This window comes from Pantoea sp. SIMBA_079 (assembly GCF_046940275.1).
Lineage (GTDB): Bacteria > Pseudomonadota > Gammaproteobacteria > Enterobacterales > Enterobacteriaceae > Pantoea > Pantoea borealis.
Genome location: NZ_JAWRYR010000010.1, coordinates 1 through 24,717 on the forward strand (window position 1 = coordinate 1; position 24,717 = coordinate 24,717).

The 24,717-nt window shown below is 55.9% G+C and carries 28 protein-coding genes; 8 read left to right on the forward strand and 20 right to left on the reverse strand.

Features of this window, described 5'->3' with window-relative positions:
* The 9 genes from SB719_RS13505 to fkpA all read right to left on the reverse strand — a co-directional run.
* On the reverse strand, positions 1-209 hold a 209-nt coding region (locus tag SB719_RS13505), incomplete at its 3' end, for a GTP-binding protein (RefSeq protein WP_412159299.1).
* A gap of 69 nt (positions 210-278) precedes the next feature.
* Complete coding sequence (gene fusA, locus SB719_RS13510; RefSeq protein WP_065648598.1) at positions 279-2,393, reverse strand: elongation factor G; 2,115 nt, start codon at positions 2,391-2,393, stop codon at positions 279-281.
* A 93-nt stretch (positions 2,394-2,486) separates the two neighbouring features.
* Positions 2,487-2,957 (reverse strand): 30S ribosomal protein S7, encoded by a 471-nt coding sequence (gene rpsG / locus SB719_RS13515; protein ID WP_007886246.1) that lies wholly within the window; start codon positions 2,955-2,957, stop codon positions 2,487-2,489.
* Positions 2,958-3,053: 96 nt separating this feature from the next.
* Positions 3,054-3,428, reverse strand: coding sequence for a 30S ribosomal protein S12 (rpsL, locus tag SB719_RS13520; protein ID WP_010616440.1), 375 nt, complete (start codon positions 3,426-3,428; stop codon positions 3,054-3,056).
* 124 nt (positions 3,429-3,552) lie between these two features.
* Entirely contained in the window at positions 3,553-3,840 is a 288-nt protein-coding gene (gene tusB / locus SB719_RS13525) for a sulfurtransferase complex subunit TusB (RefSeq protein ID WP_065648597.1), read from the reverse strand.
* A 9-nt stretch (positions 3,841-3,849) separates the two neighbouring features.
* Complete coding sequence (tusC, locus tag SB719_RS13530) at positions 3,850-4,209, reverse strand: sulfurtransferase complex subunit TusC (RefSeq protein ID WP_065648596.1); 360 nt, start codon at positions 4,207-4,209, stop codon at positions 3,850-3,852.
* Entirely contained in the window at positions 4,209-4,595 is a 387-nt protein-coding gene (gene tusD, locus SB719_RS13535) for a sulfurtransferase complex subunit TusD (protein WP_065648595.1), read from the reverse strand. The genes tusC and tusD overlap by 1 nt, the downstream gene beginning before the upstream one ends.
* Positions 4,595-5,317 carry a transcriptional regulator gene (locus tag SB719_RS13540; RefSeq protein ID WP_065648594.1) on the reverse strand — a complete coding sequence of 241 codons (723 nt, stop codon included), beginning with the start codon at positions 5,315-5,317 and terminating at the stop codon, positions 4,595-4,597. The genes tusD and SB719_RS13540 overlap by 1 nt, the downstream gene beginning before the upstream one ends.
* A gap of 196 nt (positions 5,318-5,513) precedes the next feature.
* A complete protein-coding gene (gene fkpA / locus SB719_RS13545) occupies positions 5,514-6,344 on the reverse strand; it encodes an FKBP-type peptidyl-prolyl cis-trans isomerase (RefSeq protein WP_039380847.1) in 831 nt (276 codons plus the stop codon).
* 279 nt (positions 6,345-6,623) lie between these two features.
* Here fkpA and SB719_RS13550 point away from each other — a divergent pair, with 279 nt between their 5' ends.
* Complete coding sequence (locus SB719_RS13550; RefSeq protein WP_039380849.1) at positions 6,624-6,842, forward strand: protein SlyX; 219 nt, start codon at positions 6,624-6,626, stop codon at positions 6,840-6,842.
* Between the two features lie 69 nt (positions 6,843-6,911).
* On the opposite strand, the gene slyD is transcribed toward SB719_RS13550, so the two are convergent.
* The 4 genes from slyD to kefG form a co-directional block, all read right to left on the reverse strand.
* The gene (gene slyD, locus SB719_RS13555) at positions 6,912-7,466 is read right to left on the reverse strand and encodes a peptidylprolyl isomerase (protein WP_304234230.1); all 555 of its coding nucleotides are present in this window, start codon (positions 7,464-7,466) and stop codon (positions 6,912-6,914) included.
* A gap of 195 nt (positions 7,467-7,661) precedes the next feature.
* On the reverse strand, positions 7,662-7,856 hold the full coding sequence (locus tag SB719_RS13560; protein WP_006120567.1) for a YheV family putative zinc ribbon protein: 195 nt from the start codon (positions 7,854-7,856) through the stop codon (positions 7,662-7,664).
* Between the two features lie 88 nt (positions 7,857-7,944).
* Positions 7,945-9,747 carry a glutathione-regulated potassium-efflux system protein KefB gene (gene kefB, locus SB719_RS13565; RefSeq protein ID WP_412159300.1) on the reverse strand — a complete coding sequence of 601 codons (1,803 nt, stop codon included), beginning with the start codon at positions 9,745-9,747 and terminating at the stop codon, positions 7,945-7,947.
* Positions 9,747-10,298 (reverse strand): glutathione-regulated potassium-efflux system ancillary protein KefG, encoded by a 552-nt coding sequence (gene kefG / locus SB719_RS13570; protein WP_065648591.1) that lies wholly within the window; start codon positions 10,296-10,298, stop codon positions 9,747-9,749. Before kefG ends, kefB begins: the two co-directional genes overlap by 1 nt.
* 115 nt (positions 10,299-10,413) lie before the next feature.
* On the opposite strand from kefG, the gene SB719_RS13575 reads away from it, so the two are divergent.
* The gene (locus SB719_RS13575) at positions 10,414-12,318 is read left to right on the forward strand and encodes an ABC transporter ATP-binding protein (RefSeq protein ID WP_293005898.1); all 1,905 of its coding nucleotides are present in this window, start codon (positions 10,414-10,416) and stop codon (positions 12,316-12,318) included.
* A 93-nt stretch (positions 12,319-12,411) separates the two neighbouring features.
* Here the strand turns inward: SB719_RS13575 and tauD are convergent, their stop codons facing one another.
* The 4 genes from tauD to tauA are packed head-to-tail and all read right to left on the reverse strand — an operon-like array spanning position 12,412 to position 15,833.
* Complete coding sequence (tauD, locus tag SB719_RS13580; protein WP_292975215.1) at positions 12,412-13,251, reverse strand: taurine dioxygenase; 840 nt, start codon at positions 13,249-13,251, stop codon at positions 12,412-12,414.
* Positions 13,248-14,078, reverse strand: coding sequence for a taurine ABC transporter permease TauC (tauC, locus tag SB719_RS13585; protein WP_292975212.1), 831 nt, complete (start codon positions 14,076-14,078; stop codon positions 13,248-13,250). Before tauC ends, tauD begins: the two co-directional genes overlap by 4 nt.
* Positions 14,075-14,842: a taurine ABC transporter ATP-binding subunit gene (gene tauB / locus SB719_RS13590; RefSeq protein ID WP_412159301.1), complete on the reverse strand. Its 768-nt coding sequence runs from the start codon at positions 14,840-14,842 to the stop codon at positions 14,075-14,077. Before tauB ends, tauC begins: the two co-directional genes overlap by 4 nt.
* A 10-nt stretch (positions 14,843-14,852) precedes the next feature.
* Complete coding sequence (tauA, locus tag SB719_RS13595; RefSeq protein WP_314688843.1) at positions 14,853-15,833, reverse strand: taurine ABC transporter substrate-binding protein; 981 nt, start codon at positions 15,831-15,833, stop codon at positions 14,853-14,855.
* Between the two features lie 233 nt (positions 15,834-16,066).
* On the opposite strand from tauA, the gene SB719_RS13600 reads away from it, so the two are divergent.
* Positions 16,067-17,047, forward strand: a complete 981-nt coding sequence (locus tag SB719_RS13600) for a LacI family DNA-binding transcriptional regulator (protein ID WP_292975206.1) — start codon at positions 16,067-16,069, stop codon at positions 17,045-17,047.
* Between the two features lies 1 nt (position 17,048).
* On the opposite strand, the gene SB719_RS13605 is transcribed toward SB719_RS13600, so the two are convergent.
* Positions 17,049-17,651: a LysE family translocator gene (locus SB719_RS13605; RefSeq protein WP_065648584.1), complete on the reverse strand. Its 603-nt coding sequence runs from the start codon at positions 17,649-17,651 to the stop codon at positions 17,049-17,051.
* 60 nt (positions 17,652-17,711) lie between these two features.
* On the opposite strand from SB719_RS13605, the gene SB719_RS13610 reads away from it, so the two are divergent.
* The 3 genes from SB719_RS13610 to SB719_RS13620 all read left to right on the forward strand — a co-directional run bounded on the left by SB719_RS13610 (position 17,712) and on the right by SB719_RS13620 (position 19,880).
* Positions 17,712-18,734 (forward strand): hydrolase, encoded by a 1,023-nt coding sequence (locus tag SB719_RS13610; protein WP_304234215.1) that lies wholly within the window; start codon positions 17,712-17,714, stop codon positions 18,732-18,734.
* Positions 18,731-18,949, forward strand: coding sequence for a YheU family protein (locus SB719_RS13615; protein WP_065648582.1), 219 nt, complete (start codon positions 18,731-18,733; stop codon positions 18,947-18,949). Before SB719_RS13610 ends, SB719_RS13615 begins: the two co-directional genes overlap by 4 nt.
* 61 nt (positions 18,950-19,010) lie before the next feature.
* Positions 19,011-19,880, forward strand: coding sequence for a phosphoribulokinase (locus SB719_RS13620; protein ID WP_292975202.1), 870 nt, complete (start codon positions 19,011-19,013; stop codon positions 19,878-19,880).
* A 96-nt stretch (positions 19,881-19,976) separates the two neighbouring features.
* Here the strand turns inward: SB719_RS13620 and SB719_RS13625 are convergent, their stop codons facing one another.
* The gene (locus SB719_RS13625) at positions 19,977-20,381 is read right to left on the reverse strand and encodes an OsmC family protein (protein ID WP_039380892.1); all 405 of its coding nucleotides are present in this window, start codon (positions 20,379-20,381) and stop codon (positions 19,977-19,979) included.
* Positions 20,382-20,671: 290 nt separating this feature from the next.
* Between SB719_RS13625 and crp the strand changes: the two genes are divergently transcribed.
* Together crp and SB719_RS13635 are read left to right on the forward strand one after the other, a co-directional pair.
* Positions 20,672-21,304 (forward strand): cAMP-activated global transcriptional regulator CRP, encoded by a 633-nt coding sequence (crp, locus tag SB719_RS13630; protein WP_000242755.1) that lies wholly within the window; start codon positions 20,672-20,674, stop codon positions 21,302-21,304.
* A 59-nt stretch (positions 21,305-21,363) separates the two neighbouring features.
* Positions 21,364-23,439, forward strand: coding sequence for a YccS/YhfK family putative transporter (locus tag SB719_RS13635; RefSeq protein WP_065648580.1), 2,076 nt, complete (start codon positions 21,364-21,366; stop codon positions 23,437-23,439).
* On the opposite strand, the gene argD is transcribed toward SB719_RS13635, so the two are convergent.
* Positions 23,440-24,660 (reverse strand): bifunctional acetylornithine/succinyldiaminopimelate transaminase, encoded by a 1,221-nt coding sequence (gene argD, locus SB719_RS13640; RefSeq protein WP_412159302.1) that lies wholly within the window; start codon positions 24,658-24,660, stop codon positions 23,440-23,442.
* Positions 24,661-24,717 lie beyond the last annotated feature (57 nt).

A 24,717-nucleotide genomic window follows, 5' to 3' on the forward strand; every position in this document is an offset into this window, starting at 1 on the left:
TACTCTACGTGAGCGGTGTTGATGGTGATACCACGTGCTTTTTCTTCAGGGGTGCTGTCGATCTGGTCGAATGCACGAGCCTGGCCGCCGTTGGTTTTAGCCAGAACGGTGGTGATTGCTGCAGTCAGGGTGGTTTTACCGTGGTCAACGTGACCGATGGTGCCCACGTTTACGTGCAGTTTGTTACGCTGAAATTGCTCTTTCGCCATGGCGATAATCCTTACGTTATGCCTTCATCATTGATGAAGGCATCAGTTAACAATTTTTAAACCGTAGCCTTATTTGCCACGAGCTTCAATAACGGCCTGAGCGACGTTGTTCGGCGCATCATCGTACTTCAGGAACTCCATGGAGTAAGAAGCACGGCCTTTTGTCAGAGAACGCAGCTGAGTTGCATAACCGAACATTTCGGAAAGCGGAACTTCAGCGTGAATCTGAACGCCAGTAGCGTTAGATTCCTGACCTTTAAGCATACCACGACGGCGGCTCAGGTCACCGATAACGTCACCGGTGTTCTCTTCTGGCGTTTCTACTTCAACCTTCATGATTGGCTCAAGCAGAACCGGGGTTGCTTTCTTAAAGCCGTCTTTAAACGCAAGAGAAGCAGCCAGTTTAAACGCCAGCTCAGAGGAGTCAACGTCATGGTAAGAACCGAAGTGCAGACGCACGCCCAGATCAACTACCGGGTAACCCGCCAGTGGACCAGACTTCAGCTGCTCCTGGATACCTTTATCAACGGCAGGGATGTATTCACCAGGAATCACACCACCTTTGATGTCGTTAACAAACTCGTAGCCTTTCGGGTTTGAGCCCGGCTCCAGTGGGTACATGTCGATAACAACATGACCATACTGACCACGACCACCAGACTGCTTGGCGTGTTTACCTTCAATACCGGTAACTTTAGAGCGGATCGCTTCGCGATACGCAACCTGAGGTTTACCGATGTTTGCTTCAACGTTGAATTCACGCTTCATGCGGTCAACGATGATGTCGAGGTGCAGCTCACCCATACCAGCGATGATGGTCTGGTTAGATTCTTCATCAGTCCATACGCGGAATGATGGATCCTCTTTCGCCAGACGACCCAGAGCCAGACCCATTTTTTCCTGGTCAGCTTTGGTTTTCGGCTCAACGGCGATAGAAATTACCGGCTCCGGGAATTCCATACGCTCGAGGATGATGACGTTATCCGGATCACACAGAGTGTCACCGGTAGTCACATCTTTCAGGCCGATCGCAGCGGCGATATCGCCCGCGCGAACTTCTTTGATCTCTTCACGCTTGTTAGCGTGCATCTGAACGATACGGCCCAGACGCTCACGGTTTGACTTAACCGGGTTAAACACAGTATCACCCGTGTTAACAATACCCGAGTACACGCGGAAGAAGGTCAGGTTACCAACAAACGGGTCGGTTGCGATTTTGAACGCCAGCGCAGCAAACGGCTCGTTGTCGTCAGAATGACGCTCAGCCGGCGTATCTTTACCGTCGTCCAGCATACCGTTGATCGCGGTAACGTCAGTCGGTGCTGGCAGGTATTCAACTACTGCATCCAGCATCGCCTGAACACCTTTGTTCTTAAATGCAGAACCACAGGTTACCAGGATGATTTCGTTGTTCAGAACGCGCTTACGCAGAGACGTTTTGATCTCTTCTTCAGTCAGTTCTTCACCGCCGAAGAATTTCTCCATCAGCTCATCAGAACCTTCAGCTGCGGATTCAACCAGCTTCGCACGCCATTCGTCAGCCAGATCCTGCATATCAGCCGGGATATCTTCGTAGACGAAAGTAACGCCCTGGTCTTCATCGTTCCAGTTGATGGCTTTCATTTTCACCAGGTCGATAACACCGGTGAATTTCTCTTCAGCGCCGATTGCCAGCTGAAGTGGAACCGGGTTTGCACCCAGGCGCACTTTCATCTGATCAACAACTTTCAGGAAGTTAGCACCCATGCGGTCCATTTTGTTAACGAACGCGATGCGTGGAACTTTATATTTGTTAGCCTGACGCCATACGGTTTCAGACTGTGGCTGAACACCACCAACTGCACAGTAAACCATTACTGCGCCATCAAGCACACGCATAGAACGTTCTACTTCGATGGTGAAGTCAACGTGTCCTGGGGTGTCAATGATGTTGACGTGGTGTGGCTCAAACTGCTTAGCCATACCAGACCAGTAGCAGGTGGTCGCAGCGGAAGTGATGGTGATACCACGTTCCTGTTCCTGCTCCATCCAGTCCATGGTTGCGGCGCCGTCATGAACTTCACCGATTTTGTGGTTTACACCGGTGTAGAACAGAACACGTTCGGTAGTGGTAGTTTTACCGGCGTCGATGTGAGCACTGATACCGATATTACGATAGCGCTCAATGGGTGTTTTACGAGCCATTTGATTCCTCTGATTCTGAGACGTTCATAGTTAAAAAAGCCCAGCAGGTAAGCCACTGGGACGCCCGCTGGGTTAATAACAACTACGCGGCTGTTACCAGCGGTAGTGTGCGAACGCCTTGTTGGCTTCAGCCATACGGTGAACGTCTTCACGTTTCTTAACTGCAGTACCTTTGTTCTCTGCAGCGTCAGAAAGTTCGTTCGCCAGGCGAAGAGCCATTGATTTATCACCGCGTTTACGAGCAGCTTCTACGATCCAACGCATTGCCAGAGCATTACGACGAACCGGACGGACTTCAACTGGAACCTGGTAGGTTGAACCACCAACGCGACGTGACTTCACTTCGACAGTCGGACGTACGTTTTCGAGTGCAACTTCAAAAGCTTCCAGACCATCTTTACCAGCACGCTGAGCCAGGGTATCAAGTGCGGTATAGACGATAGATTCTGCAGTAGATTTTTTACCATCTACCATCAGGATATTTACAAATTTAGCCAGCAGCTCTGATCCGAACTTAGGATCCGGCAGAATTTTACGCTGACCAATGACGCGACGACGTGGCATGGAAATACTCCGTTGTTAATTCAGGATTGTCCAAAACTCTACGAGTTTATTTTGACATTAAAGTTAAAACGTTTGGCCTTACTTAACGGAGAACCATTAAGCCTTTGGCTTCTTCACGCCATACTTGGAGCGAGCCTGCTTACGGTCTTTAACACCTGAGCAGTCCAGCGCGCCACGAACGGTGTGGTAACGCACACCTGGCAGGTCTTTAACACGACCGCCACGGATCAGGATCACGGAGTGCTCCTGCAGGTTATGACCTTCACCACCAATATAGGAGGTAACTTCAAAACCGTTGGTCAAACGCACACGGCATACTTTACGCAGTGCGGAGTTTGGTTTTTTCGGGGTAGTGGTGTAAACACGAGTACAAACACCACGTTTTTGCGGGCAAGCTTCCAGCGCCGGCACGTTGCTTTTAGCAACCTGACGAACGCGTGGTTTGCGAACCAGCTGGTTAACTGTTGCCATTAAATAGCTCCTGGATTTAGCTTTTGCTTCGTAAACACGTAATAAATCGCCTCGTATTTCTACGAGGAGGCAGAATTTTAGGGCTGTGCCTATAGGGTGTCAAGAAATAACCAGGTTTTCGCGTTTACCAGGCCACTTGCTGTTGATGCTTTGCCGTCAGCGCAACGAATCCAGTATAGTCCACACGAACAATACTGGTTGAAATTTGAGCAGACAATCCACGCGCGATGACATCCTCTTCCAGTACCCACAGCGTCGCGGGCGATGCAAGGAGCCGGCTGAGCATCGTACTGCCCTGTAGCGCTCCGGTGACGCCATCCTGTAACAGCAGCAGATCATCCTCCGGCCGCAGCAAAAGCAGCAGCGTTTCGATATCACACTGCCAGGGGGAGTTCATCAGCGTATAAAGCATGGCGATTTCTCAAAAACAGATAATGCGATCGAAAGAGGCCAGCGTCTGGCGCAGAGTGTCACTCTCCAGCACTTCAGCAGACAATACGCGTTCTGCGCTCAGGCTCACTCCGCGTGCCAATAGCGAATGCCGGCAGATATAGCACTGCTCAATATCATAAAGTGCCAGCACACCAAAGGTAGCGATATAGTCGCGCGCCAGTATAGTCTCTGGCTGCTGCTGTTCAGCGAGCTGCAGCACACCGTCGCCGATAAAAAAGAGGCCGATATCTTCGCTCAGCGCGCCGGTAGCGAGAACGGCATCCAGCCCTTCTCTGCCGGCGCTGCTGCCGTGCGGAGCACGGGTAAACAGAAACGCAATGCGGTTCATCAGAATTGCACCAGTCTGTCGCAGCTGAGCGCCGCTTCAGCCAGAGCGCCCAGACCACTGAGTTCAAAACCCGGCTGCAGATTACTGCCCGCCAGCTGCAGACGCGTCGCTTCCTGCCGATCAGTAATGCCCCGCCGCAGTGCAGCAGCCACGCAGACGTTAAGCGCAACGCCGCAGGCGTCGTGCAGATGCTGCCAGGCGCGCACAACGTCAGTTTCATCACTGGCAGGTGCGCTCAGTTCGCTGGCATTCAGCACGCCTTCACGATAAAAAAATACGCTCTCCAGCACGTGCCCTGCAGCAATCAGCGCACGGGCAAACAGCAGTGCACTGGTTGCATTCTGGGTGCCGTAAGCCGGTCCGGTCACCAGCAGGGTGTAACGCATCAGCGATCCTGCCCCTGAAAATCGCCATTCTTAAACTGACGTATGTAGAGGTAGACCGTATGTCTGGAGATATTCAGACGAGCGGCAACCTGGTTAATGGCATCTTTGATGTCAAAAATACCTTTCTCATACAGATTAAGTACGATCTGCCGGTTCTTGGCGTTGTTAGACACGTTGCGATCCGCGCTGACCTCTTCAATCGTGAATTCCAGCGTCTGCATCACCAGATCTTCAACCGAACTGGCAAAGTTTACGCTTGAATCAACCTGCTGCATCTCTGGCGGCATAAAGGTTGACATGATTTGCGAGAACGGTACATCCAGATTCATATTGATGCAGAGCAGACCAATGACGCGCTGCTGGCGATTACGAATAGCGATGGTGACCGACTTCATCAGAACACCGCTTTTGGCACGCGTAAAATAGGCGCGGGAGACATTGCTGTCAGCGCCATGCATATCATGCAGCATGCGCAGCGCCAGATCGGTAATCGGCGATCCCACTTTGCGCCCCGTATGTTCGCCGTTAGCGATACGCACGGCTGAACATTTCAGATCTTCCAGCGAGTGCAGCACGATTTCGCAGTGCGAGCCAATCAGCATCGCCAGGCCATCAACCACTGCTTCGTAAGATTTGAGAATATCGTAATCAGCTTGCTCAAAAGGGCGCTGCTCCAGTAAATCGAAGTCAGTCAGTTCACCGGGATTAAATGGATTAGACATCGAAGACATTACCCTACGTGGCTGGAGCCTGTCGCGACAGCATTGGGGCAGACTCATCTTATGATCATTATGCAGGCGTTAGTCTGGCAAATGTCGCCCGCTTTAGCCAGAGCTTTGCACATATGCAGCAGGAATTGAACGTACAGGGGAAATGCAGAGGGAACCGCCGCCCGGAGGCGGCGGCAGAACACAACAATTACTGTGCTTTCTTCTCAGCAGCGGCCGGAGCCTGTGCTTTTTCATCCGCTTTTGGCGCTGCTTTAATATCCAGCAGTTCAACATCAAACACCAGCGTAGAGTTGGCCGGAATGCCCGGTACGCCGTTTTTGCCATAGGCGAGGTTCGGTGGGATCACCAGTTTGATCTTGCCACCTTTTTTCACGTGCTTCAGGCCTTCGGTCCAGCCCGGGATGACGCCATCCAGACGGAAAGAGAGCGGTTCGCCACGGGTGTAAGAGTTATCAAACTCGGTACCGTCAATCAGTGTGCCTTTGTAGTTGACCACAACAGTGTCGCTGTCTTTAGGCGCGGCGCCGCTACCCTCTTTCTCAACCTGATAGAGCAGGCCTGATTCAGTCTTCTTCACGCCCTTCTCTTTTGCGAATTTTTCAGCAAAAGCGTTGCCTTTATCAGCATTCTCTTTTGCATCTTTTTCCAGCTTCGCCTGAGCGGCGCCCTTCACGCGGCCTTCAAAGGCCTGCAGGGTCTGCTCGATCTCCTGATCAGAGAGTTTGCTTTTACCGCCAAATGCGTCCTGAACACCAGCAATCAGCTGATCTTTGTCCAGTTTGATGCCCAGTTTCTCCTGTTCCTTCAGAGAGTTGTCCATGTAGCGACCCAGCGAGGCACCCAGTGCATAGGCAGATTGCTGATCTTCATTTTTGAAAGCAGCATTTTTTGGTGCCTGTGGCGCAGCCTGCGCCGCGTCAGCCGGAGCGGCAGCGGTTTCTGCTGCCATCGCCAGCGGTGCATTAAGTGCGACAGCCATAGTGGTAGCTAACAATGTGACTTTAAACAGTGATTTCATCCTTTCTCCAAAACCGAAGCTTCAAACCTCGGGAATCATTGCGGACAGTGGTCCACACTATAACTTTACGCGGCAGTAACGAACACTCCCGCAGTGTAATTACCCGGTTAACCTCCGACCTTTTTTGCTTCAGGAAGTTTCATCTGAGATGTAGGCGCTGCGGGTAAATTCAATGGCAGGAGATAAATGCCGGGTAAATATCAGGTGATTCTGACCACAAACGCCGTAGAATCACGCCGGTTCATATCAATGCGCAGTACGATGACAGGAGGAGTGATGATGCAACAGACAGACTGGGATCGGCGCCTTGAAGCGCTGGAGAGCAAGCTGGCTTTTCAGGAAGACACCATTGAGCAGCTTAATCAGACGGTAGTCGAACATGAACTGGAGATGAGCAGACTGCGGGAACATGTCCGCTTGCTGGTCGACAAAGTTAAAGCGGCAGCGCCCTCAATGGTCGCTTCGCCGTCGGAAGAGACGCCCCCGCCGCATTATTAATGCCTGCCGGCAGCGAAAAGCAAAAAACAGAAAGGCCACCCGCAGGTGGCCTTTTTGTACCGGCAACGCTTAGTGATTGCAGCCGCAACCGCCACCGTGGCCATGATCGTGGCCGTGGTCGTGTTCATGACCATGCTCGTGGTCATGATGATGACCATCAGCGCCATGCACGTGACCGTGCGCCAGCTCTTCTTCCGTGGCTTCGCGGATAGCAACCACTTCCACGTTGAAGTTCAGGTTCTGACCAGCAAGCATGTGGTTACCATCAACCACAACGTGCTCATCTTCTACTTCAGTGATTTCAACCGGCACCGGGCCCTGGTCGGTTTCTGCCAGGAAGCGCATGCCAACCTGCAGTTCGTCCACACCCATGAAGACATCTTTAGGTACGCGCTGTACCAGATTGTCATCATACTGGCCATAGGCGTCGTTTGCCGGAATATGCACGTCAAACTTGTCGCCGACCGCGTGATTTTCCAGCGCTTTTTCCAGACCAGAAATCAGGGAACCATGACCGTGCAGATAGTCTAACGGTGCACTTACCGGCGACTCGTCAACTAACACACCATCTTCGGTACGAACCTGATACGCCAGGCTCACCACCAGGTCTTTTGCTACTTTCATGATATCTCCTAACCGTTGAGAACTAAGGATCCCGTCTCATTGGTCTATTTTTGCGTGCAATAACCAACCAGAAAGGTTTAAGGCTGAACAGATTTTCCCTGCAAAAAATGCAGACCATTCAGCGTTAGTGGCGCCGATTGTAACGGAATTCAACACCACTGTAAGTCTAAGCGTAAAAAAAGCTGTGCCGGCACGCTACTCAGGATGAAAAATGCCAATCACCTGCTCATTACTGCGAACCTGATCGCGCGCCTGCTTATCTGCCTCACGCATCTGATGTCCGCATTTTACGCATTCAACCACATCGACATTGTTTTCGCGCCACATGGCCAGGGTATCTTTTTCCTGACAGTGCGGACAGACCGCACCGGCGATAAAACGTTTACGCATCTTTTTTTCCTGCCCGCTCGTTGTTCACGGATACCTTAAGTGTATACCCTGCACACCGCAAATTGCAGCGATGGCTCTGAATGGCACCTTATTCATCGTCCCAGCCGTTTATCTGTCGCTTCTCATGCTGCATCTCACGCTGGAAGATATCCTCCAGTTCGCGTCGTGCCTCACGCACGCGGGAGACCTGCACGCTGTCATCGTGGCCGGGCATCAGCTCGCGCAGCATTCGCATATCAAGCCGGCGAAAATGCTGCTGCGCACGCTGCGCCTGATGAGGATGCATACCAAGAGAAATCAGCGCCTTGCGGCCAAGCTCCAGCGCACTGGAGAAGGTTTCACGGGAGAACAGTGTGACGCCCGCCTGCAGTAATTCGTGCGCCTCCACACGCCCGCGCGCCCGCGCCAGGATCTCCAGCTGCGGAAAATGGTGCTGGCAAAGGTGCACAATCGTCATGGCATCTTCCGGATCGCTGCAGGTGATCACAATTGACTGCGCATTCTCTGCGCCAGCGGCGCGTAACAGCTCCAGCTCGGTGGCGTCACCGTAGTAAACTTTATAGCCATATTTGCGCATCAGGCTGACTGCAGAAATATCCCGCTCCAGCACCGTGATGCGTTTGTTGTTGGCCATCAGCAAACGGCCTACGACCTGCCCGAAGCGACCAAACCCGACCACGATGACCTGTGGCTGATCGTCCTCTACAAAAGGCTTCTCATCACTGTCCTCTTTGTCGTTAAAGCGGCGGGCCAGAATCTTATCCACACCCTGCATCAGCAGCGGGGTGGTCATCATTGAGAGGGTCACCGTGACCAGCAGCAGCGGCAGCTGATCGCCGCTGAACAGATGGGCTGATGACGCCGCAGAGAACAGGACAAACGCGAATTCGCCGCCCTGGCTGAGCACGCCCGCAAACTGCAGACGCTCTGAGCTACGCAGGCCGTAAATGCGCGCCAGCACGTAAAGCACCAGCGCTTTTACCGCCACCAGTACCAGCACGCCGATCAGAATCGCCACGATATGCGTGTAGAGCACGCCAAGGTTCAGCGCCATGCCAACAGAAATAAAGAACAGGCCCAGCAGCAGCCCCTTGAACGGTTCAATAGCGACTTCAAGTTCATGCCGGTACTCGCTCTCCGCCAGCAGAATACCGGCAATAAAGGTCCCCAGCGCCATCGACAGGCCAAGCGCATCCATAAACAGCGCCGATCCCAGCACCAGCAGCAGTGAGGCGGCGGTAAAGACTTCCCTGACGCCGGAAGCCGCAATAAAGCGCAAAATGGGCCGCAGTAAATATCGCCCGCCAACCAGCATGCCGGCAAAGGCCAGCACTTTCATCGCGACTTTAAGCCAGTCAACATGACCACTGTCGCCGCCAGCCAGTAACGGCACCAGCGCCAGCGCCGGTATCACCGCCAGATCCTGAAACAGCAGTACCGAAAAGCCCAGCTGTCCCGATTCGTTGCGGTTCATCCCTTTATCACGCATCAGCTGCAGCGCCATAGCCGTAGAGGACATGGCCACACCAATGCCGCCTATCACGGCCGCCTGCCAGCTGAAATCGCTCAGCCACAGCAGTACGCCGAGGATCGCTGCAGAAAATATTACCTGCGCCGCCCCGACGCCGAAAATGGAGCGCCGCAGTGACCAGAGTTTGGCAGGATTGAGCTCCAGGCCAATAATAAACATCAGGAACACGACGCCCAGCTCAGAGAAGTGCAGGATCTCATCCACATCGCTGATAAAGCCCAGCCCCCACGGACCAATCGCAATACCTGCGAGCAGATAGCCCAGCACCGCACCAATCCCCAGTCGGGCGGCAACAGGCACCACCAGTACCGCCGCCACCAGATAGATGACGCCAGCGGTCAGTAACGTTTCGCCTTGCATTACACTCCTCCCTGCGGCAGTGGTGATGTGAGCCAGTCGCCATAGGCGCGGGCAAAATGACGCAGCGTTTCTGGCGTCTGCCGCCGCGCCCAGTGGATCACCATCGGTGTCATCCAGTGCATACGGCACATCTGCGCTGTGAGCTCAAATGGCCGCATAATATCGCTCATGGGATAGCGGTTCAGGCCGTCGTGATGATAGGCCGCTTCAGGCTCACCGGTCGTCACGACGCTCCGCCAGTATTTACCTTCCAGTGCGTTCCCATCCACGCCGCTGGCAAAACCGCGCGACAGCACGCGATCCAGCCACTCTTTCAGCAGAGCAGGACAGCTGTAGGTATAGAGTGGATGCTGAAACACCACGATCTCGTGATCGCGCAGCAGCTGCTGTTCATAGTGAATATCTATAAAAAAATCCGGATAGTGGGCATATAAATCGTGCACGGTGACGTGTTCAAGTTCCCTGGCCGACTGCAGCAAAACCCGATTGGCGATCGAATCCTGTGACTCCGGATGGGCATAAAGCAGCAAAACTTTTGGTGGCTGCGACATCCTTCCCCTCCAAAGCGTCGTCACCGCAGCGGAATTCCGCTACCATGCTCAACGCAACTAAACATTATTGAATTATGTTGCCGATAAATTACCATATTCTGACGATACGGCGCCTATGATTGTCTTTTCCGCACTACAGATACGACGTGGCACTACTGTGCTGCTGGACAACGCAACCGCAACCATTAATCCCGGCCAGAAAGTGGGCCTGGTGGGTAAAAACGGCTGCGGCAAATCTACCCTGCTGTCACTGCTTAAAGGTGAAATCAGCAGCGACGCCGGCAGCGTCACCTTCCCCGGCAGCTGGGCGCTGGCGTGGGTCAACCAGGAGACGCCTGCGCTGAGTAAAGCCGCGCTGGAGTATGTTATCGACGGCGACCGTGAATATCGTCAGCTGGAATCTGAATTAGCGGATGCCAACGTGCGCGATGATGGCAACGCGATTGCGCTGCTGCACGGCAAGCTGGATGCGATTCAGGCGTGGAGTATACACGCACGCGCCGCCAGTCTGCTGCACGGCCTGGGCTTTAGCCAGGAGCAGCTGACGCGGCCGGTCAGCGACTTCTCCGGCGGCTGGCGCATGCGTCTCAATCTGGCACAGGCGCTGGTGTGTCGCTCTGACTTGCTGCTGCTGGATGAGCCAACCAACCACCTCGATCTCGACGCCGTAATCTGGCTGGAGCGCTGGCTGAAAAGCTATGAGGGCACGCTGATCCTGATTTCGCATGACCGCGATTTCCTCGATCCGGTGGTGGACAAAATTATTCACATTGAGCAGCAGACGCTTATCGAATATACCGGTAACTACAGCTCCTTTGAGCGGCAGCGCGTCGCCAAACTGGCACAGCAGCAGGCGCTCTATCAAAGCCAGCAGGAAAAAGTGTCGCACCTGCAGAAGTATATCGATCGCTTCCGCGCTCAGGCGACCAAAGCCAAACAGGCACAGAGCCGCATCAAGATGCTGGAGCGCATGGAGCTGATTGCGCCTGCACACGTGGATAACCCGTTCAGCTTCAGCTTCCGCGCGCCGGAGAGCCTGCCCAATCCGCTGCTGAAAATGGAGAAGGTCACGGCGGGCTACGGCGAGCGCATTATTCTTGATGCGATCAAACTCAATCTGGTGCCGGGCTCGCGTATCGGCCTGCTGGGGCGTAACGGTGCGGGTAAATCAACGCTGATCAAGCTGCTGGCGGGAGAACTCGATCCGCTGGAGGGCAAGGTGGGTCTGGCGAAAGGCATTAAGCTCGGTTACTTCGCCCAGCATCAGCTTGAGTATCTGCGGGCTGAAGAGTCGCCGCTGCAGCATCTGGCGCGTATCGCGCCAGCCGTGCTGGAGCAGCAGCTGCGCGATTACCTGGGCGGCTTTGGCTTTCAGGGTGATAAAGTCAGTGAAGCCACCGCCCGCTTCTCCGGCGGCGAAAAAGCACGCCTGGTGCTGGCGCTGATCGTCTGGCAGCGTCCCAACCTGCTGCTGCTGGATGAGCCCACTAACCATCTCGATCTCGACATGCGTCAGGCGCTTACCGAAGCCCTGATCGATTTTGAAGGCGCGCTGGTGGTGGTGTCGCATGACCGGCATTTGCTGCGTTCCACTACTGACGATCTCTATCTGGTCCACGATCGCAAAGTCGACGTATTCGAAGGCGATCTGGACGACTATCAGCAGTGGCTGAGCGATCTGCAGAAGCAGCAGGCGCAGCAGGATGCCGCACCCAGGCAGGATAATGCCAATAGCGCCCAGTCCCGCAAAGATCAGAAGCGCCGTGATGCTGAGCTGCGCGCGCAGACGCAACCGCTGCGCAAAGAGATCGAGAAGCTGGAGAAGCAGATGACAAAGTGGCAGAGTCAGCTGAGCGAGGCAGAAGCCCTGCTGGCCGACAGCGCGATTTACGACCAAAGCCGTAAAGCCGATTTAACTGCCGCCCTGCAGCGCCAGGCGGAAAGCAAATCAGCGCTGGAAGAAGTTGAAATGGCGTGGCTGGATGCGCAGGAGCAGCTGGAGCAGATGCTGGCGAATTAACGGTCAGCCTGCATGCTGCCCCTACAGAGTAGCCTCTGCTACAGGGTCGGCATGTATGCCGACCTGGCCGCCTCCGCAACCAACACTACCCAATCAAACCGGCACATCCCCCAGCACCGTCGCGCGATGCATTACCCGGCGCGCCGGATAATAATCTGCGTTGGCGTAATGCTGCGTCACGCGGTTATCCCAGATAGCAATGTCGTTCTCCTGCCAGCGCCAGCGCACCTGAAACTCTGGTTTAGTGGCGTGCGCAAACAGATAATTCAGCAGCGCGTCGCTCTCTTTTTCACTGACGCCCGTCAGACGTGTGGTGAACCCCTCGTTCACAAACAGCGCTTTACGCCCGCTGACCGGATGGGTGCGGATCGCCGGATGGCAGACCGGCGGATGTTTAGCCACCGCCTGCTGCCAGCGCTGATGCTCCTCCGGCGTGCGGCGATATTTATACTCCTGAAACGACTTCTTAAAGTCGTGCTCCGCCTGCAGCCCGCTCAGCAGCTGTTTAACCGGCTCAGAAAGCGTTTCATAAGCGGCTATCCCGCTGCTCCAGAGCGTATCGCCCCCGCTTTCCGGCAACAGTTTCGCGGCCAGCAGGGCAATGGCCGGCGGCGTTTCAATAAAGGTAACATCGGTATGCCAGTTGTCATTATCCGGCGGGTTATCCTGATGGGTATCCAGCTCGATGATCTCTTCCACGCCTGCCGCATGCGGGTAGACCGGATGAATATGCAGATCGCCAAAACGCACCGCCAGCGCCCGCTGCTGCTGTGGCGTAATCACCTGGTTACGTAAAAACAGCACCTGATAACGCAGCAGGCCGTGATAGAGCTGTTCAAACTGTGCATCGCTCAGCGGGCGGCTGAGATCGACATCGCTGACCTGCGCGCCGATCCAGGGACCCAGCGCGGTAAAAGTAAGACGTTCGTTCATTGCTGCTCTCCATACCAGGGCGTCAGGCGGCGTTGCAGCGCGCGCAGACCCAGTTCTAAACTAAATGCGATAACGGCAATGACGCCGATACCCGCCAGCACCACATCCGTGGCCAGAAACTCTCCTGCAGACTGCACCATAAACCCCAGGCCCCGCGTGGCGGCGATGAGCTCTGCAGCGACCAGCGTGGACCAGCCGACGCCCAGCCCGATACGCAGACCGGTCAGGATCTCCGGCAGCGCGCCAGGCAGGATCACAAAGCGCAGCACCTGCCAGCGGGATGCGCCCAGCGCCTGCGCCGCGCGCACGCGTACCTGACGGCACTGCTTCACGCCGGCCAGCGTCGCCAGCGTCACCGGTGCAAAAATCGCCAGGTAGATAAGCAGAATTTTTGAGGTTTCACCAATACCAAACCAGATCACCATCAGCGGCAGGTAGGCCAGCGGCGGCACCGGCCGGTAAAGCTCAATCAGCGGATCGAGCAGCCCGCGCAGCGCCGGGCTCAGTCCCATAGCAATGCCGGTCGGAATACCAATCAGTGCGGCAAAGAACAGCGCCACCAGCATGCGCGTCAGGCTTGCGCCCAGATGCTGCCACAGCGTGGCGTCCATAAAGCCCTGCGCACTGGCAATCAGCAGCAGTTTCTGCAGCACCTGCTGCGGCGCGGGCAGAAACAGTGGCGCAATCAGCCCCAGCGCCGTCACGCCCCACCACATCACCAGCAGCAGCCCTGTGCTCAGCAGGCTAAGCGACAGCTGGCGCGACAGTGGCCAGCGCAGACCACGGGCGCGCGCTGCACCACGTTTCTCATCGATCACCGCACTCATACAAACGCCTCCCGCCGGGCAAACACCTGATTAAGCACATTTTCACGGCGCTCGATAAACGCCGGATCGGATTTGATGCTGCGGCACGGTTCACCGCCAGCGAAGCGCTGGCCAAAGTCGAGCTTCAGCCGTTCCACAATGCGTCCAGGTCCGGGCGACAGCAGCACCAGTTCGCTGGCCAGAAACACTGCTTCTTCAATGTCATGGGTAATCAGCAGGATCTGCTTGCCGGTATCGCGCCACAGCGTCAGCAACAGGGTTTGCATCTGCTCGCGGGTAAACGCATCCAGCGCGCCAAAGGGCTCATCCAGCAGCAGCAGCTGCGGATCGGCCGCCAGCGCACGCGCAATTCCCACGCGCTGACGTTGCCCCCCGGAGAGCTGCCAGATAAAACGTTTTTCTGCCCCTTCCAGACCGACGTTGCGGATCAGCCGGCGGGCAACGGCATGACGTTCCGCTTTTGCCATACCGGCCAGCTGCAGACCCAATGCCACGTTATCGATCACATTGCGCCACGGCAGCAGCCCTTCATTCTGAAACACCACGCCGCGCCCGGCGCCTGGCCCTGTCACCGCCTTGCCATCCAGCGTAATGCTGCCGGACTCCAGCGGCAGAAAGCCGGCAATTAAGTTCAGCAGCGTGGTTTTGCCACAGCCGGACGGCCCCAGCACCACCAGCAATTCACGGCTGTCCAGCTGCAGATGGATATCCTGCAGTACGGGCTGACCGGCATAACGTGCGTTGAGATGCGTGACGCTAAGCATACGGCCTCCGTTATTTCGCTAAAGGCGCAACAAAGCGGCTGGTAACAAAGCGGCTGTAGTCGCCGGCCGCTTCAGGTACCCGCCCCTGCTCTTTCAGGAAATGCACGGTATCGACAATGGCTTGATTCACCGGTTTACTGAGTTGCTCAACCTGCTGTTGTGCCGTCAGGTAGGTATTACCTTTGACCAGGCCCGGCACATCGCCTTCCGGCACGCCGCTCAGACGCGACAGCTTGCTGAGGTTATCCGGCTGCTTCAGCCACTGTTCAGGCTGAGCGAGATAGGCCTGCTGCGCGTTAATGGCGCTGCGGGCAAACGCGGTCACCACCTCCGGATGCTGCTGCGCAAAATCTTTACGCACTACCCAGACATCCAGCGTTGGTGAGCCCCATTGCCCCACCTGCGAGGAATCGGTCAGCACATGCCCCTCTTTTTCCAGTTCATTCACGGCGGGCGCCCAGACGTACGCGCCGTCAATATCGCCACGCTGCCAGGCGGCAACGATTGCAGGCGGCTGCAGGTTCACTAACTGCACCTCTGAAGGCTTAATGCCCCAGTGTTTCAGCGCTGCCAGCAGGCTGTAATGGGTCGTGGAGATGAAAGGCACGGCAATACGTTTGCCTTTCAGCTGTGCCGGATCGCTGATCTCTTTTTTGACCACCAGCGCCTCGGAGTTACCCAGCTGTGAGGCAAGCAGAAACGCTTCAATCGGCAGCTGCTGTGTGGCAGCGATCGCCAGCGGGCTTGAGCCGATATTGCCAATCTGCACATCGCCCGACGCCAGCGCACGCAGCACGCTGGCCCCGCTGTCGAACTTGCGCCAGTCCACGGTTGCCCCGCTCTCCCGGGCAAAGGTGTTATCCGCCTGGGCGACTTTGGCAGGCTCTGCAGAGGTCTGATACGCCACGGTGACATTGAGCGCCTGCGCCTGAAACGCTATCAGTCCCAGCGCCGCCGCCAGCGAAATTACTGTTTTTTGCATTGCCATCATCCTGTTCCCCGAAGTGAAGTTATGACGGCAGTGTCGCCAGCGGCGAAAGTTTCATAAAGGAATTAAAAATTATCCCTCATGCCAATCAGTTCTTAGATCAACATCAGGCAAGGCTATGCAAAAAAAGCAAATAGGCCGGACAGAAACGGTGACAAATTTGTCAGGCGCTCACATCCTGACTGTGTTATTGATCTCTTCCTGATTTCATCACCTGACTGGCGGTTGTTATTTCTATGTCCATCGAAAAAGTCGCACGCCTGGCAGGCGTATCAAAAGCTACCGTTTCCCGGGTTCTGAACCAGCACCCCGGCGTGCGTCCCGATACGCGCAGCAAAGTGCTGGCGGCGATCAGCGCATGCGACTACCAGCCTAATTTGCTGGCGCGCCAGCTGCGCACGGCGCAAAGCAACATGCTGCTGGTGCTGATTTCAGATATTACCAATCCCTTCTGCTCACGCGTGGTACAGGGGATTGAAGCGGAGGCAGAGGCGCAGGGTTATCATATTTTGCTCTGCAACAGCGCCTCTCAGCTGCGACGTGAAACCGCTTATCTGGCGCTGCTGGCCGGCAAGGTCGTTGATGGTGTGATCACCATGGATGCCGCCGCCTGTTTGCAGGGATTAAAAGATCTGATTGGCGATGCGCCGTGGGTGCAGTGCGCCGAATATGATCCCTCTATTAATGCATCCAGCGTGACCATTGATAACCGGCAGGCGGCCTTTGAGACGGTGCAGTACCTGGCAGGAAAAGGCCGAAAACAGATTGCGCTGGTCAACTGCGACATGCGCTATCTCTATTCACATCAGCGTGAAAGCGGCTACCGCGAGGCGCTGACAGCGCTGAATATGACGTGGAATCGCGTAGCGTATGCGGAAGATATCTCCTGCGAAGCGGGCAGCGCCGCGCTGCATACGCTGCTGGCACAGCCCTCTCCGCCCGACGCCATTTTTACTGTGTCAGATGTGCTGGCCGTGGGTGTTATTCACGCGGCGCTGGAAGCAGGGCTGCGCGTACCGGAGGATCTGGCCGTGGTGGGTTTTGACGGTATTCCGTTTACCAGTAGCCTGAATCCGCCGCTGACCACCATCGCGCAACCGATGAATCAGATGGGTGCCCGCAGCGTGCAGCTACTGCTGAACCGCATTCGCCAGCCGCATACCGCTATCGTGCACGAAGTGCTCCCCTGGCAGCGTCTGGAGCGCGCATCCAGCTAACCTAGCGCCAGATCAGCAGCACACAGGCAGCGGTCAGAGCGCCCATCGCCAGGTTAAACAGCTTCCAGGCGCGCGGGCTGTGCAGCAGGCGGCCAATCAGTGAACCAAATCCCATCCAGATAAGGCCGGATAGCAGATTCACCAGCGCCATCCCCATGCTGATCGCCACTACGGAATGCTGATAGGCTGCCCCCGCCAGGCTGAAACTTGCTATCGCTCCCAGCGCCATCAGCCAGGCTTTAGGGTTAATTAACTGCAGCAGTCCGCCCTGCCAGAAGGGCATCTGCTTTACCGAGCGGTCTTCGGTTTCCAGCGTCTCATAAGTGGCCGTCGCAATTTTCCACGCCAGCCAGAGCAGATAGAGACTGCCGGCAATCTTCAGCACCAGATGCAGCGACGGGTAGAGCAGAATCAGGCCGCCGATACCAAATGCCACCATCAGCAACATCACCTGCATACCCAGCATGATACCAATAAGCAGCGGCAGCGTGCGCAGAAAGCCAAAATTAGCACCTGAGGCCGTAAGTAACATATTATTGGGCCCCGGCGTGATGGCCGCGACCCAGAGAAAACCTAACATCGACAAAAAAAGACTGAGTTCCATGAGTATCCGGATGCTCCTCATCCTTAAAAGCAGACAACCCATCGAAGCTATCAGCGAGTTATGCATCAGACAAGCACTATCCCTGGTTATTTAGATTGCGTCACCGGCAATCCTTTTGTTCCGCTGCGCGGCTTCGGCAATGCGCATTTGCAGACCCTGCTGCCGCGCCTGCTGCGGCGGCGCGTCACGCTCAACCCCCACTGGCAGCGGCTGGAGCTGCCGGATGGCGACTTTGTCGATCTCGCCTGGAGCGAGGATCCGGCCCGGGCGCAACACAAACCGCGCATGGTGATGTTCCACGGGCTTGAAGGCCACTTTCGCAGCCCTTACGCACACGGTCTGATGCAGGCGTGTAAAGCGCGCGGCTGGCTTGGCGTGGTCATGCACTTCCGCGGCTGCAGCGGCGAACCTAACCGGCTGGAGCGCATTTATCACTCCGGTGAAACCGAAGACGCGACCTATTTCCTGCACTGGCTGCGGCGGGAATGGGGCAGCGTGCCGACGGCGGCGGTGGGCGTATCGCTGGGCGGTAACATGCTCGCCTGCTTACTCGGCCTGCAGGGCAACGAGGCACCGCTGGATGCAGCCGTGGCGATATCCGCGCCGCTGGCGCTGGCGCCCTGCAGTGAAAAACTGGATATCGGCTTTTCCCGCTTCTATCAGCATTATTTGCTGACGCAGCTGAAAAAGAATGCAATGCGCAAACTGCGCGCCTGGCCCGGCACGCTGCCGGTTGATGTGCTGCAGCTGCGCGCGTTCCGTCGTCTGCGCGAATTTGACGATGCGATCACCGCCCGCGCGCACGGTTTTCTCGACGCCAGCGATTACTATCAGCGCGCCAGCGCCCTGCCGCTGTTGACCGGCGTGCGCAAGCCGATGCTGATCATTCACGCCAAAGACGATCCCTTTATGACAGACGCGGTGATCCCGCAGCCGCAGCAATTGTCTGCCACAATTGAGTATCAGCTGACGCAGCAGGGTGGACACGTTGGCTTTGTCGGCGGCAGCCTGCTTAAACCCCATATGTGGCTGGAGCAGCGCGTGCCGGAGTGGCTCTCAACTTATCTGGATGGACAATTGTGATTATTCCGTGGCAGGAACTGGAAGTAACAACGCTGGAAAACCTGATTGAAAGTTTTGTCCTGCGCGAAGGCACTGACTACGGTGAGCAGGAGCGTAGCCTGGCGCAGAAAGTCGCTGACGTGCGCCGCCAGCTGCAGCAGGGCGAGGTGGTGCTGGTCTGGTCTGAGCTGCATGAAACGGTCAATATTATGCCGCGGCGCGAGTTTCGTGGCTGATGCGCTGCCGGATAATTCATGGTAACAATGCTCATCGCCCGATCTCACAGGGAGCACCCGTATGTCAGCCAGACACCCCGTTATCGCCGTTACCGGTTCCAGCGGCGCCGGTACCACGACAACCAGCCTTGCCTTCCGTAAAATTTTTCAGCAGCTGGGGCTGCATGCGGCCGAAGTAGAAGGCGACAGTTTTCATCGCTATACCCGGCCGGAAATGGATATGGCGATCCGTAAAGCACGCGATCTGGGCCGTCACATCAGCTATTTTGGTCCGGACGCCAATGATTTTGGCCTGCTGGAGCAGACGTTCCGGCATTATGGTGAAAACGGCATCGGAGAGTCGCGTAAATATCTGCACACCTATGACGAAGCGGTGCCGTGGAATCAGGTACCGGGCACGTTTACCCCCTGGCAGCCGCTGCCGGAAAACACCGACGTGCTGTTTTATGAGGGCCTGCACGGCGGGGTGGTCACGCAGCAGCATAACGTGGCAGAGCATGTTGACCTGCTGGTTGGCGTGGTGCCCATCGTTAACCTTGAGTGGATCCAGAAACTGGTGCGCGATACCAGCGAACGGGGCCACTCGCGCGAAGCGGTAATGGATTCCGTGGTACGGTCGATGGAAGATTACATCAATTACATTACGCCGCAGTTTTCCCGCACGCACCTTAACTTTCAGCGCGTACCGACCGTTGATACCTCCAATCCGTTTGCCGCCCGCGAGATCCCCTCACTGGATGAGAGTTTTGTGGTGATCCATTTTCGCGGCCTGGAAGGCATTGCTTTCCCCTATCTGCTGGCGATGATTCAGGGATCGTTTATTTCGCATATGAATACGCTGGTGGTACCGGGCGGCAAGATGGGGCTGGCGATGGAGCTGATTATGATGCCGCTGGTGCAGCGGCTCATCGAAGGCAAGCGGATTGAATAGGGTCAGTGCCTGCCAGTCGGCGTGACATCGGTCGCCATGAATGGCGACCCTGCATAGCCTGTTTCACGGGTACAGAGGGACGTGCAGCGGCGCCTGTTACAGCTCAACCACCTCGTGGCTATGGGTGATCTCCACGCCTTTGCCGAGCATGATCGCCACTGAGCAATATTTTTCTGCCGACAGGTCAACCGCACGCGCTACCGCTTTCTCGCTCAGCGCTTTTCCACTGACGATAAAATGCAGGTTAATCTGTGTAAAAATACGTGGCGCTTCTTCACGCCGTTCTGAGGTGAGTTTGACCTCACAGTCAGCCACATCATTGCGCCCTTTTTGCAGGATCGACACCACATCAATCGCGCTGCAGCCACCGGCAGCCATCAGTACCATCTCCATCGGGCTTGGCGCTTTATCGCCTGAATTCCCGTCCATTAATAACTGATGTCCCGATGAGGATTCTCCGAGAAAGGTCAGCCCTTCCACCCATTTTACACGTGCCTGCATTATTCTTTCTCCTGAAGCGGCGTTTTGCGCCAGAGTACGCGTTCATCCGGCAAACAGCAATCGCCCGCCTGCTGAAGCGAGACAACACAAGACAGCCTGCAAAAGCTGTGCTACAAACAGAGCTGAAAATTTCTTCGTCGTGGCTGATGAAGACGGGCAGAATCAAAAGCAGAGCTTACACATCCGCCCGGATAATTTTTATTAACAGGACGCGCTGGACGATTTCATCGCCTGACAGGGAATGAATGCCCCTGTATTTTGGGCACGATTACAATAGAGGATAATAGCGAATGGTTCTCGGCAAACCGCAAACAGACCCTACACTCGAATGGTTCCTGTCCCATTGCCATATTCACAAATATCCATCCAAAAGCACGCTGATTCATCAGGGTGAAAAAGCAGAAACGCTCTACTACATCGTTAAAGGTTCCGTTGCGGTACTGATTAAAGATGAAGAAGGCAAAGAGATGATCCTCTCCTATCTCAATCAGGGAGATTTCATCGGCGAACTCGGCCTGTTTGAAGAGGGCCAGGAGCGCAGCGCCTGGGTGCGTGCGAAAACAGCCTGCGAAGTTGCTGAAATTTCATACAAAAAATTTCGTCAGCTGATTCAGGTTAACCCGGATATTTTGATGCGCCTGTCGGCGCAGATGGCACGTCGCCTGCAGGTGACATCAGAAAAAGTGGGTAACCTGGCCTTCCTGGACGTTACCGGCCGCATTGCACAGACGCTGCTTAATCTGGCTAAACAGCCGGATGCCATGACGCATCCTGACGGTATGCAAATTAAAATCACCCGTCAGGAGATTGGTCAGATCGTGGGTTGCTCACGGGAAACCGTTGGCCGCATCCTGAAAATGCTGGAAGATCAGAATCTGATCTCCGCACACGGTAAAACCATCGTCGTCTACGGCACCCGCTAAGCTGTTTCACCCTCACGGCGTGATGGCACCATCACGCCGTTTCTGTTTGCGATAAGCTGATGTGGCGCCGAATCATCTACCATCCCGAAGTCAACTACGCTCTGCGTCAGACGCTGGTGCTGTGCCTGCCTGTCGCGCTGGGATGGCTGTGTGGCGATCTGCAAAAAGGCCTGCTGTTCTCGCTGGTGCCCGCCTGCTGCAATATTGCCGGCCTTGATACGCCGCATAAACGCTTTTTCAAACGTCTGATCGTGGGCGGTACGCTTTTCGCCACCGGCAGTTTCCTGATCCAGTATCTCACTGACGCCGCGATCCCGCTGCCGCTTATTATGCTGGTGCTGCCGCTGCTTATTGGCGTGACGGGCGAAATCAGCCCGCTGCACGGACGTCTGCTGCCCGGCACGCTGATTGCCGCTATTTTTACGCTGAGTCTGGCAGGACGCATGCCGATCTGGGTGCCGCCGCTGCTCTATATTGGCGGCACGTTCTGGTATGGCCTGTTTAACTGGTTCTGGTACTGGCTGTGGAAAGAGCAGCCGATGCGTGAAACGCTGAGCCTGCTCTATCGTGAACTGGCGGATTACTGCGATGCCAAATATACCCTGCTGACGCAGCTGACCGATCCGGAGAAAGCGCTGCCACCGCTGCTGGCGCGTCAGCAGAAAGCAGTTGATCTGATCACCACCTGCTATCAGCAGATGCATATGCTCTCTGCCAGTCGCGACAACAGCCATAAGCGGCTGACGCGTGCTTTCCAGGTGGCACTCGATCTGCAGGAGCACATCGCTGTCAGCCTGCACCAGCCGGAGAAAGTGCAGAAGCTGGTCGAGCAGAGTCATGCCGAAGCCGTTATCCGCTGGAATGCAAAAACCATTTCGGCACAGCTCAGGCTGCTGGCGGATGCCATTCTCTATCATCAGCTGCCCGCCCGCTTTCAGATGGAAAAGCCGCTCAGCGCGCTGGAAAAGATAGCGCGGCAGCATCCGGATAATCCGGTTGGTCACTTCTGTCTTTATCATTTCAGCCGTATCGCCCGCGTGCTGCGCACTCAGAAACCGCTTTATACGCGCGACCTGATGGCCGATCGCCAGCGGCGTCTGCCGCTGCTGCCCGCCCTGCGCAGCTATCTGTCGTTCAGGTCCGGCGCCCTGCGCAGCGCAGCCCGCTTTGCCGTTATGCTGATGTTCGGCAGCTTTATTGCGCTGTTTTTCAATATTCCCAAGCCCTACTGGATCCTGATGACCATTATGTTTGTCAGTCAGAACGGCTACAGCGCTACGCGCGTGCGCATTCAGCACCGGGCGCTCGGGACCTTTGCCGGACTCCTGATTGCCGCCGCCTCGCTGCGTTTCGCCGTACCGGAGTCGATCGCGCTGCTGTTTATGCTGGCCATCACGCTGGCCAGTTATCTGGTGACGCGCAAATATTATGGCTGGTCGATGATTGGCTTTACCGTGACGGCGGTGTATTCACTGCAGCTGCTGTCGCTGAACGGTGCTCAGTTTCTGCTGCCGCGCATGATGGATACGCTGATGGGATGTCTGATTGCATTCGCCGGTATGATCTGGCTATGGCCGCAGTGGCAGAGCGGTTTGCTGCGGCAGAATGCGCACGATGCGCTGGAGGCCTATCAGGAGGCGCTGCGCATGCTGCTGGGGCCGGAACACTCGCCGGAAAAGCTGGCTTATCAGCGGGTAAAGGTGAATCAGGCGCATAACGCGCTGTTCAATGCGCTGAATCAGGCGACCAGCGAACCCGGTTTCAACGCGCAGTATCTGAAGGATATGCGACTCTGGGTAACGCACAGTCAGTTCATCGTGGAGCATATCAACGCCATGACCATCCTGGCGCGTGAGCACACCATGCTGACGCCGGCTCTGGCAGAGCGCTATCTGCAGTCGTGCGAAATTGCGCTGCAGCGCTGCCAGCAGCGGCTGACTTACGACGGACCGGGCAGTGAGAACAATGTGATGGAGGCGCCGGAAAACCTGCATGAAGGGCCGGTGACCATTGTCGAGCAGCATGTTAAACGCATTTTGCAGCATCTCAGCGTCATGCACACCATCTCATCTCTGGCGTGGAGCCAGCGGCCGCATCATGGCCGCTGGCTGCGGGCTATCCGTCCGAAAGGATAGTCAGGCCGCGAGAACCTTGCGCAGTGCGGCAGCAAACCGCGTCATACCGGCATCAATCTCCTCCGGTGCGATGACCAGCGAGGGCACAAAGCGGATCACATCGCTGCCGGCTGTCAGGATCATCACGCCTTCTGCCGCCGCCGCATTGAGAATATCGCGGGCTTTACTGGCATGTTCTGCTTTCAGTACGGCGCCAATCAGCAGACCTTTACCGCGAATTTCGCTAAAGAGGCCCAGCTCACGATCCAGCGCCGTCAGCGCGTCAGTAAACTGTTGCCGCCGGGCTTCCACGCCGGCAAGCACCGCCGGCGTGTTAATGATATCCAGCGCGGTTTCTGCAATCGCGCAGGCGAGCGGATTGCCGCCGTAGGTAGTGCCATGTACGCCAGGCGCCATAACGGAAGCGATCTCATGCGTGGTCAGCATCGCGCTGACCGGGAAACCGCCGCCCAGCGCTTTAGCGGTGGTGAGAATATCAGGCTGAACGCCGTAGTGCTCATAGCTGAACAGCTTGCCGCTGCGCCCCATGCCGCTCTGCACCTCATCCAGCACCAGCAGCGCATCATGTTTATCACACAGCGCACGCAGCCCCTGCATGAATTCCGGCGTTGCCGGCATCACACCGCCCTCACCCTGAATCGGTTCCACCACAATCGCGCAGGTATGATCATCAATCACAGCTTTTACCGCTGCCAGATCGTTGAACGGAACGTGGACAATATCCGCCGGTTTCGGACCGAAACCGTCAGAGTATTTAGGCTGTCCGCCAACGGAGACGGTAAACAGCGTACGGCCGTGGAAAGCATTATGAAACGCGATGATCTTACTTTTAAACGGGGAGTGCTTTTTACAGGCGTAATAGCGCGCCAGCTTGAACGCGGCTTCGTTGGCTTCCGCACCGGAATTACCAAAAAAAACGCGATCGGCGAAGGTGGCGGCAATCAGCTTACTCGCCAGACGCAGCGCCGGCTCGTTGGTAAAGACATTACTGGTGTGCCACAGGGTTTCGCCCTGGCGCTTCAGCGTCTCTACCAGTGCCGGATGGCAGTGGCCCAGCGCGGTGACCGCTATACCGCCAGAGAAGTCGATATACTCTTTACCCTGCTGATCCCAGACGCGGCTGCCTTTGCCCTTTACGGGCACAAACTGCGCAGGTGCATAAACAGGCAAAATAACGTTATCAAACGTCTCCCGGGTTACCGCTATGTTTTCCGCTGCCATTGCTGACCTCATCCGGTTATTAGGTGATTTAAAATGAAATTATAATCACGAAATATG

Bases quoted from the DNA above. Each gene is read 5' to 3' on its own strand.
- fusA (WP_065648598.1), bottom strand. From the start codon at position 2,393: ATGGCTCGTAAAACACCCATTGAGCGCTATCGTAATATCGGTATCAGT.
- rpsG (WP_007886246.1), bottom strand. From the start codon at position 2,957: ATGCCACGTCGTCGCGTCATTGGTCAGCGTAAAATTCTGCCGGATCCT.
- rpsL (WP_010616440.1), bottom strand. From the start codon at position 3,428: ATGGCAACAGTTAACCAGCTGGTTCGCAAACCACGCGTTCGTCAGGTT.
- tusB (WP_065648597.1), bottom strand. From the start codon at position 3,840: ATGCTTTATACGCTGATGAACTCCCCCTGGCAGTGTGATATCGAAACG.
- tusC (WP_065648596.1), bottom strand. From the start codon at position 4,209: ATGAACCGCATTGCGTTTCTGTTTACCCGTGCTCCGCACGGCAGCAGC.
- tusD (WP_065648595.1), bottom strand. From the start codon at position 4,595: ATGCGTTACACCCTGCTGGTGACCGGACCGGCTTACGGCACCCAGAAT.
- SB719_RS13540 (WP_065648594.1), bottom strand. From the start codon at position 5,317: ATGTCTAATCCATTTAATCCCGGTGAACTGACTGACTTCGATTTACTG.
- fkpA (WP_039380847.1), bottom strand. From the start codon at position 6,344: ATGAAATCACTGTTTAAAGTCACATTGTTAGCTACCACTATGGCTGTC.
- SB719_RS13550 (WP_039380849.1), top strand. From the start codon at position 6,624: ATGCAACAGACAGACTGGGATCGGCGCCTTGAAGCGCTGGAGAGCAAG.
- slyD (WP_304234230.1), bottom strand. From the start codon at position 7,466: ATGAAAGTAGCAAAAGACCTGGTGGTGAGCCTGGCGTATCAGGTTCGT.
- SB719_RS13560 (WP_006120567.1), bottom strand. From the start codon at position 7,856: ATGCGTAAACGTTTTATCGCCGGTGCGGTCTGTCCGCACTGTCAGGAA.
- kefB (WP_412159300.1), bottom strand. From the start codon at position 9,747: ATGCAAGGCGAAACGTTACTGACCGCTGGCGTCATCTATCTGGTGGCG.
- kefG (WP_065648591.1), bottom strand. From the start codon at position 10,298: ATGTCGCAGCCACCAAAAGTTTTGCTGCTTTATGCCCATCCGGAGTCA.
- SB719_RS13575 (WP_293005898.1), top strand. From the start codon at position 10,414: ATGATTGTCTTTTCCGCACTACAGATACGACGTGGCACTACTGTGCTG.
- tauD (WP_292975215.1), bottom strand. From the start codon at position 13,251: ATGAACGAACGTCTTACTTTTACCGCGCTGGGTCCCTGGATCGGCGCG.
- tauC (WP_292975212.1), bottom strand. From the start codon at position 14,078: ATGAGTGCGGTGATCGATGAGAAACGTGGTGCAGCGCGCGCCCGTGGT.
- tauB (WP_412159301.1), bottom strand. From the start codon at position 14,842: ATGCTTAGCGTCACGCATCTCAACGCACGTTATGCCGGTCAGCCCGTA.
- tauA (WP_314688843.1), bottom strand. From the start codon at position 15,833: ATGATGGCAATGCAAAAAACAGTAATTTCGCTGGCGGCGGCGCTGGGA.
- SB719_RS13600 (WP_292975206.1), top strand. From the start codon at position 16,067: ATGTCCATCGAAAAAGTCGCACGCCTGGCAGGCGTATCAAAAGCTACC.
- SB719_RS13605 (WP_065648584.1), bottom strand. From the start codon at position 17,651: ATGGAACTCAGTCTTTTTTTGTCGATGTTAGGTTTTCTCTGGGTCGCG.
- SB719_RS13610 (WP_304234215.1), top strand. From the start codon at position 17,712: ATGCATCAGACAAGCACTATCCCTGGTTATTTAGATTGCGTCACCGGC.
- SB719_RS13620 (WP_292975202.1), top strand. From the start codon at position 19,011: ATGTCAGCCAGACACCCCGTTATCGCCGTTACCGGTTCCAGCGGCGCC.
- SB719_RS13625 (WP_039380892.1), bottom strand. From the start codon at position 20,381: ATGCAGGCACGTGTAAAATGGGTGGAAGGGCTGACCTTTCTCGGAGAA.
- crp (WP_000242755.1), top strand. From the start codon at position 20,672: ATGGTTCTCGGCAAACCGCAAACAGACCCTACACTCGAATGGTTCCTG.
- SB719_RS13635 (WP_065648580.1), top strand. From the start codon at position 21,364: ATGTGGCGCCGAATCATCTACCATCCCGAAGTCAACTACGCTCTGCGT.
- argD (WP_412159302.1), bottom strand. From the start codon at position 24,660: ATGGCAGCGGAAAACATAGCGGTAACCCGGGAGACGTTTGATAACGTT.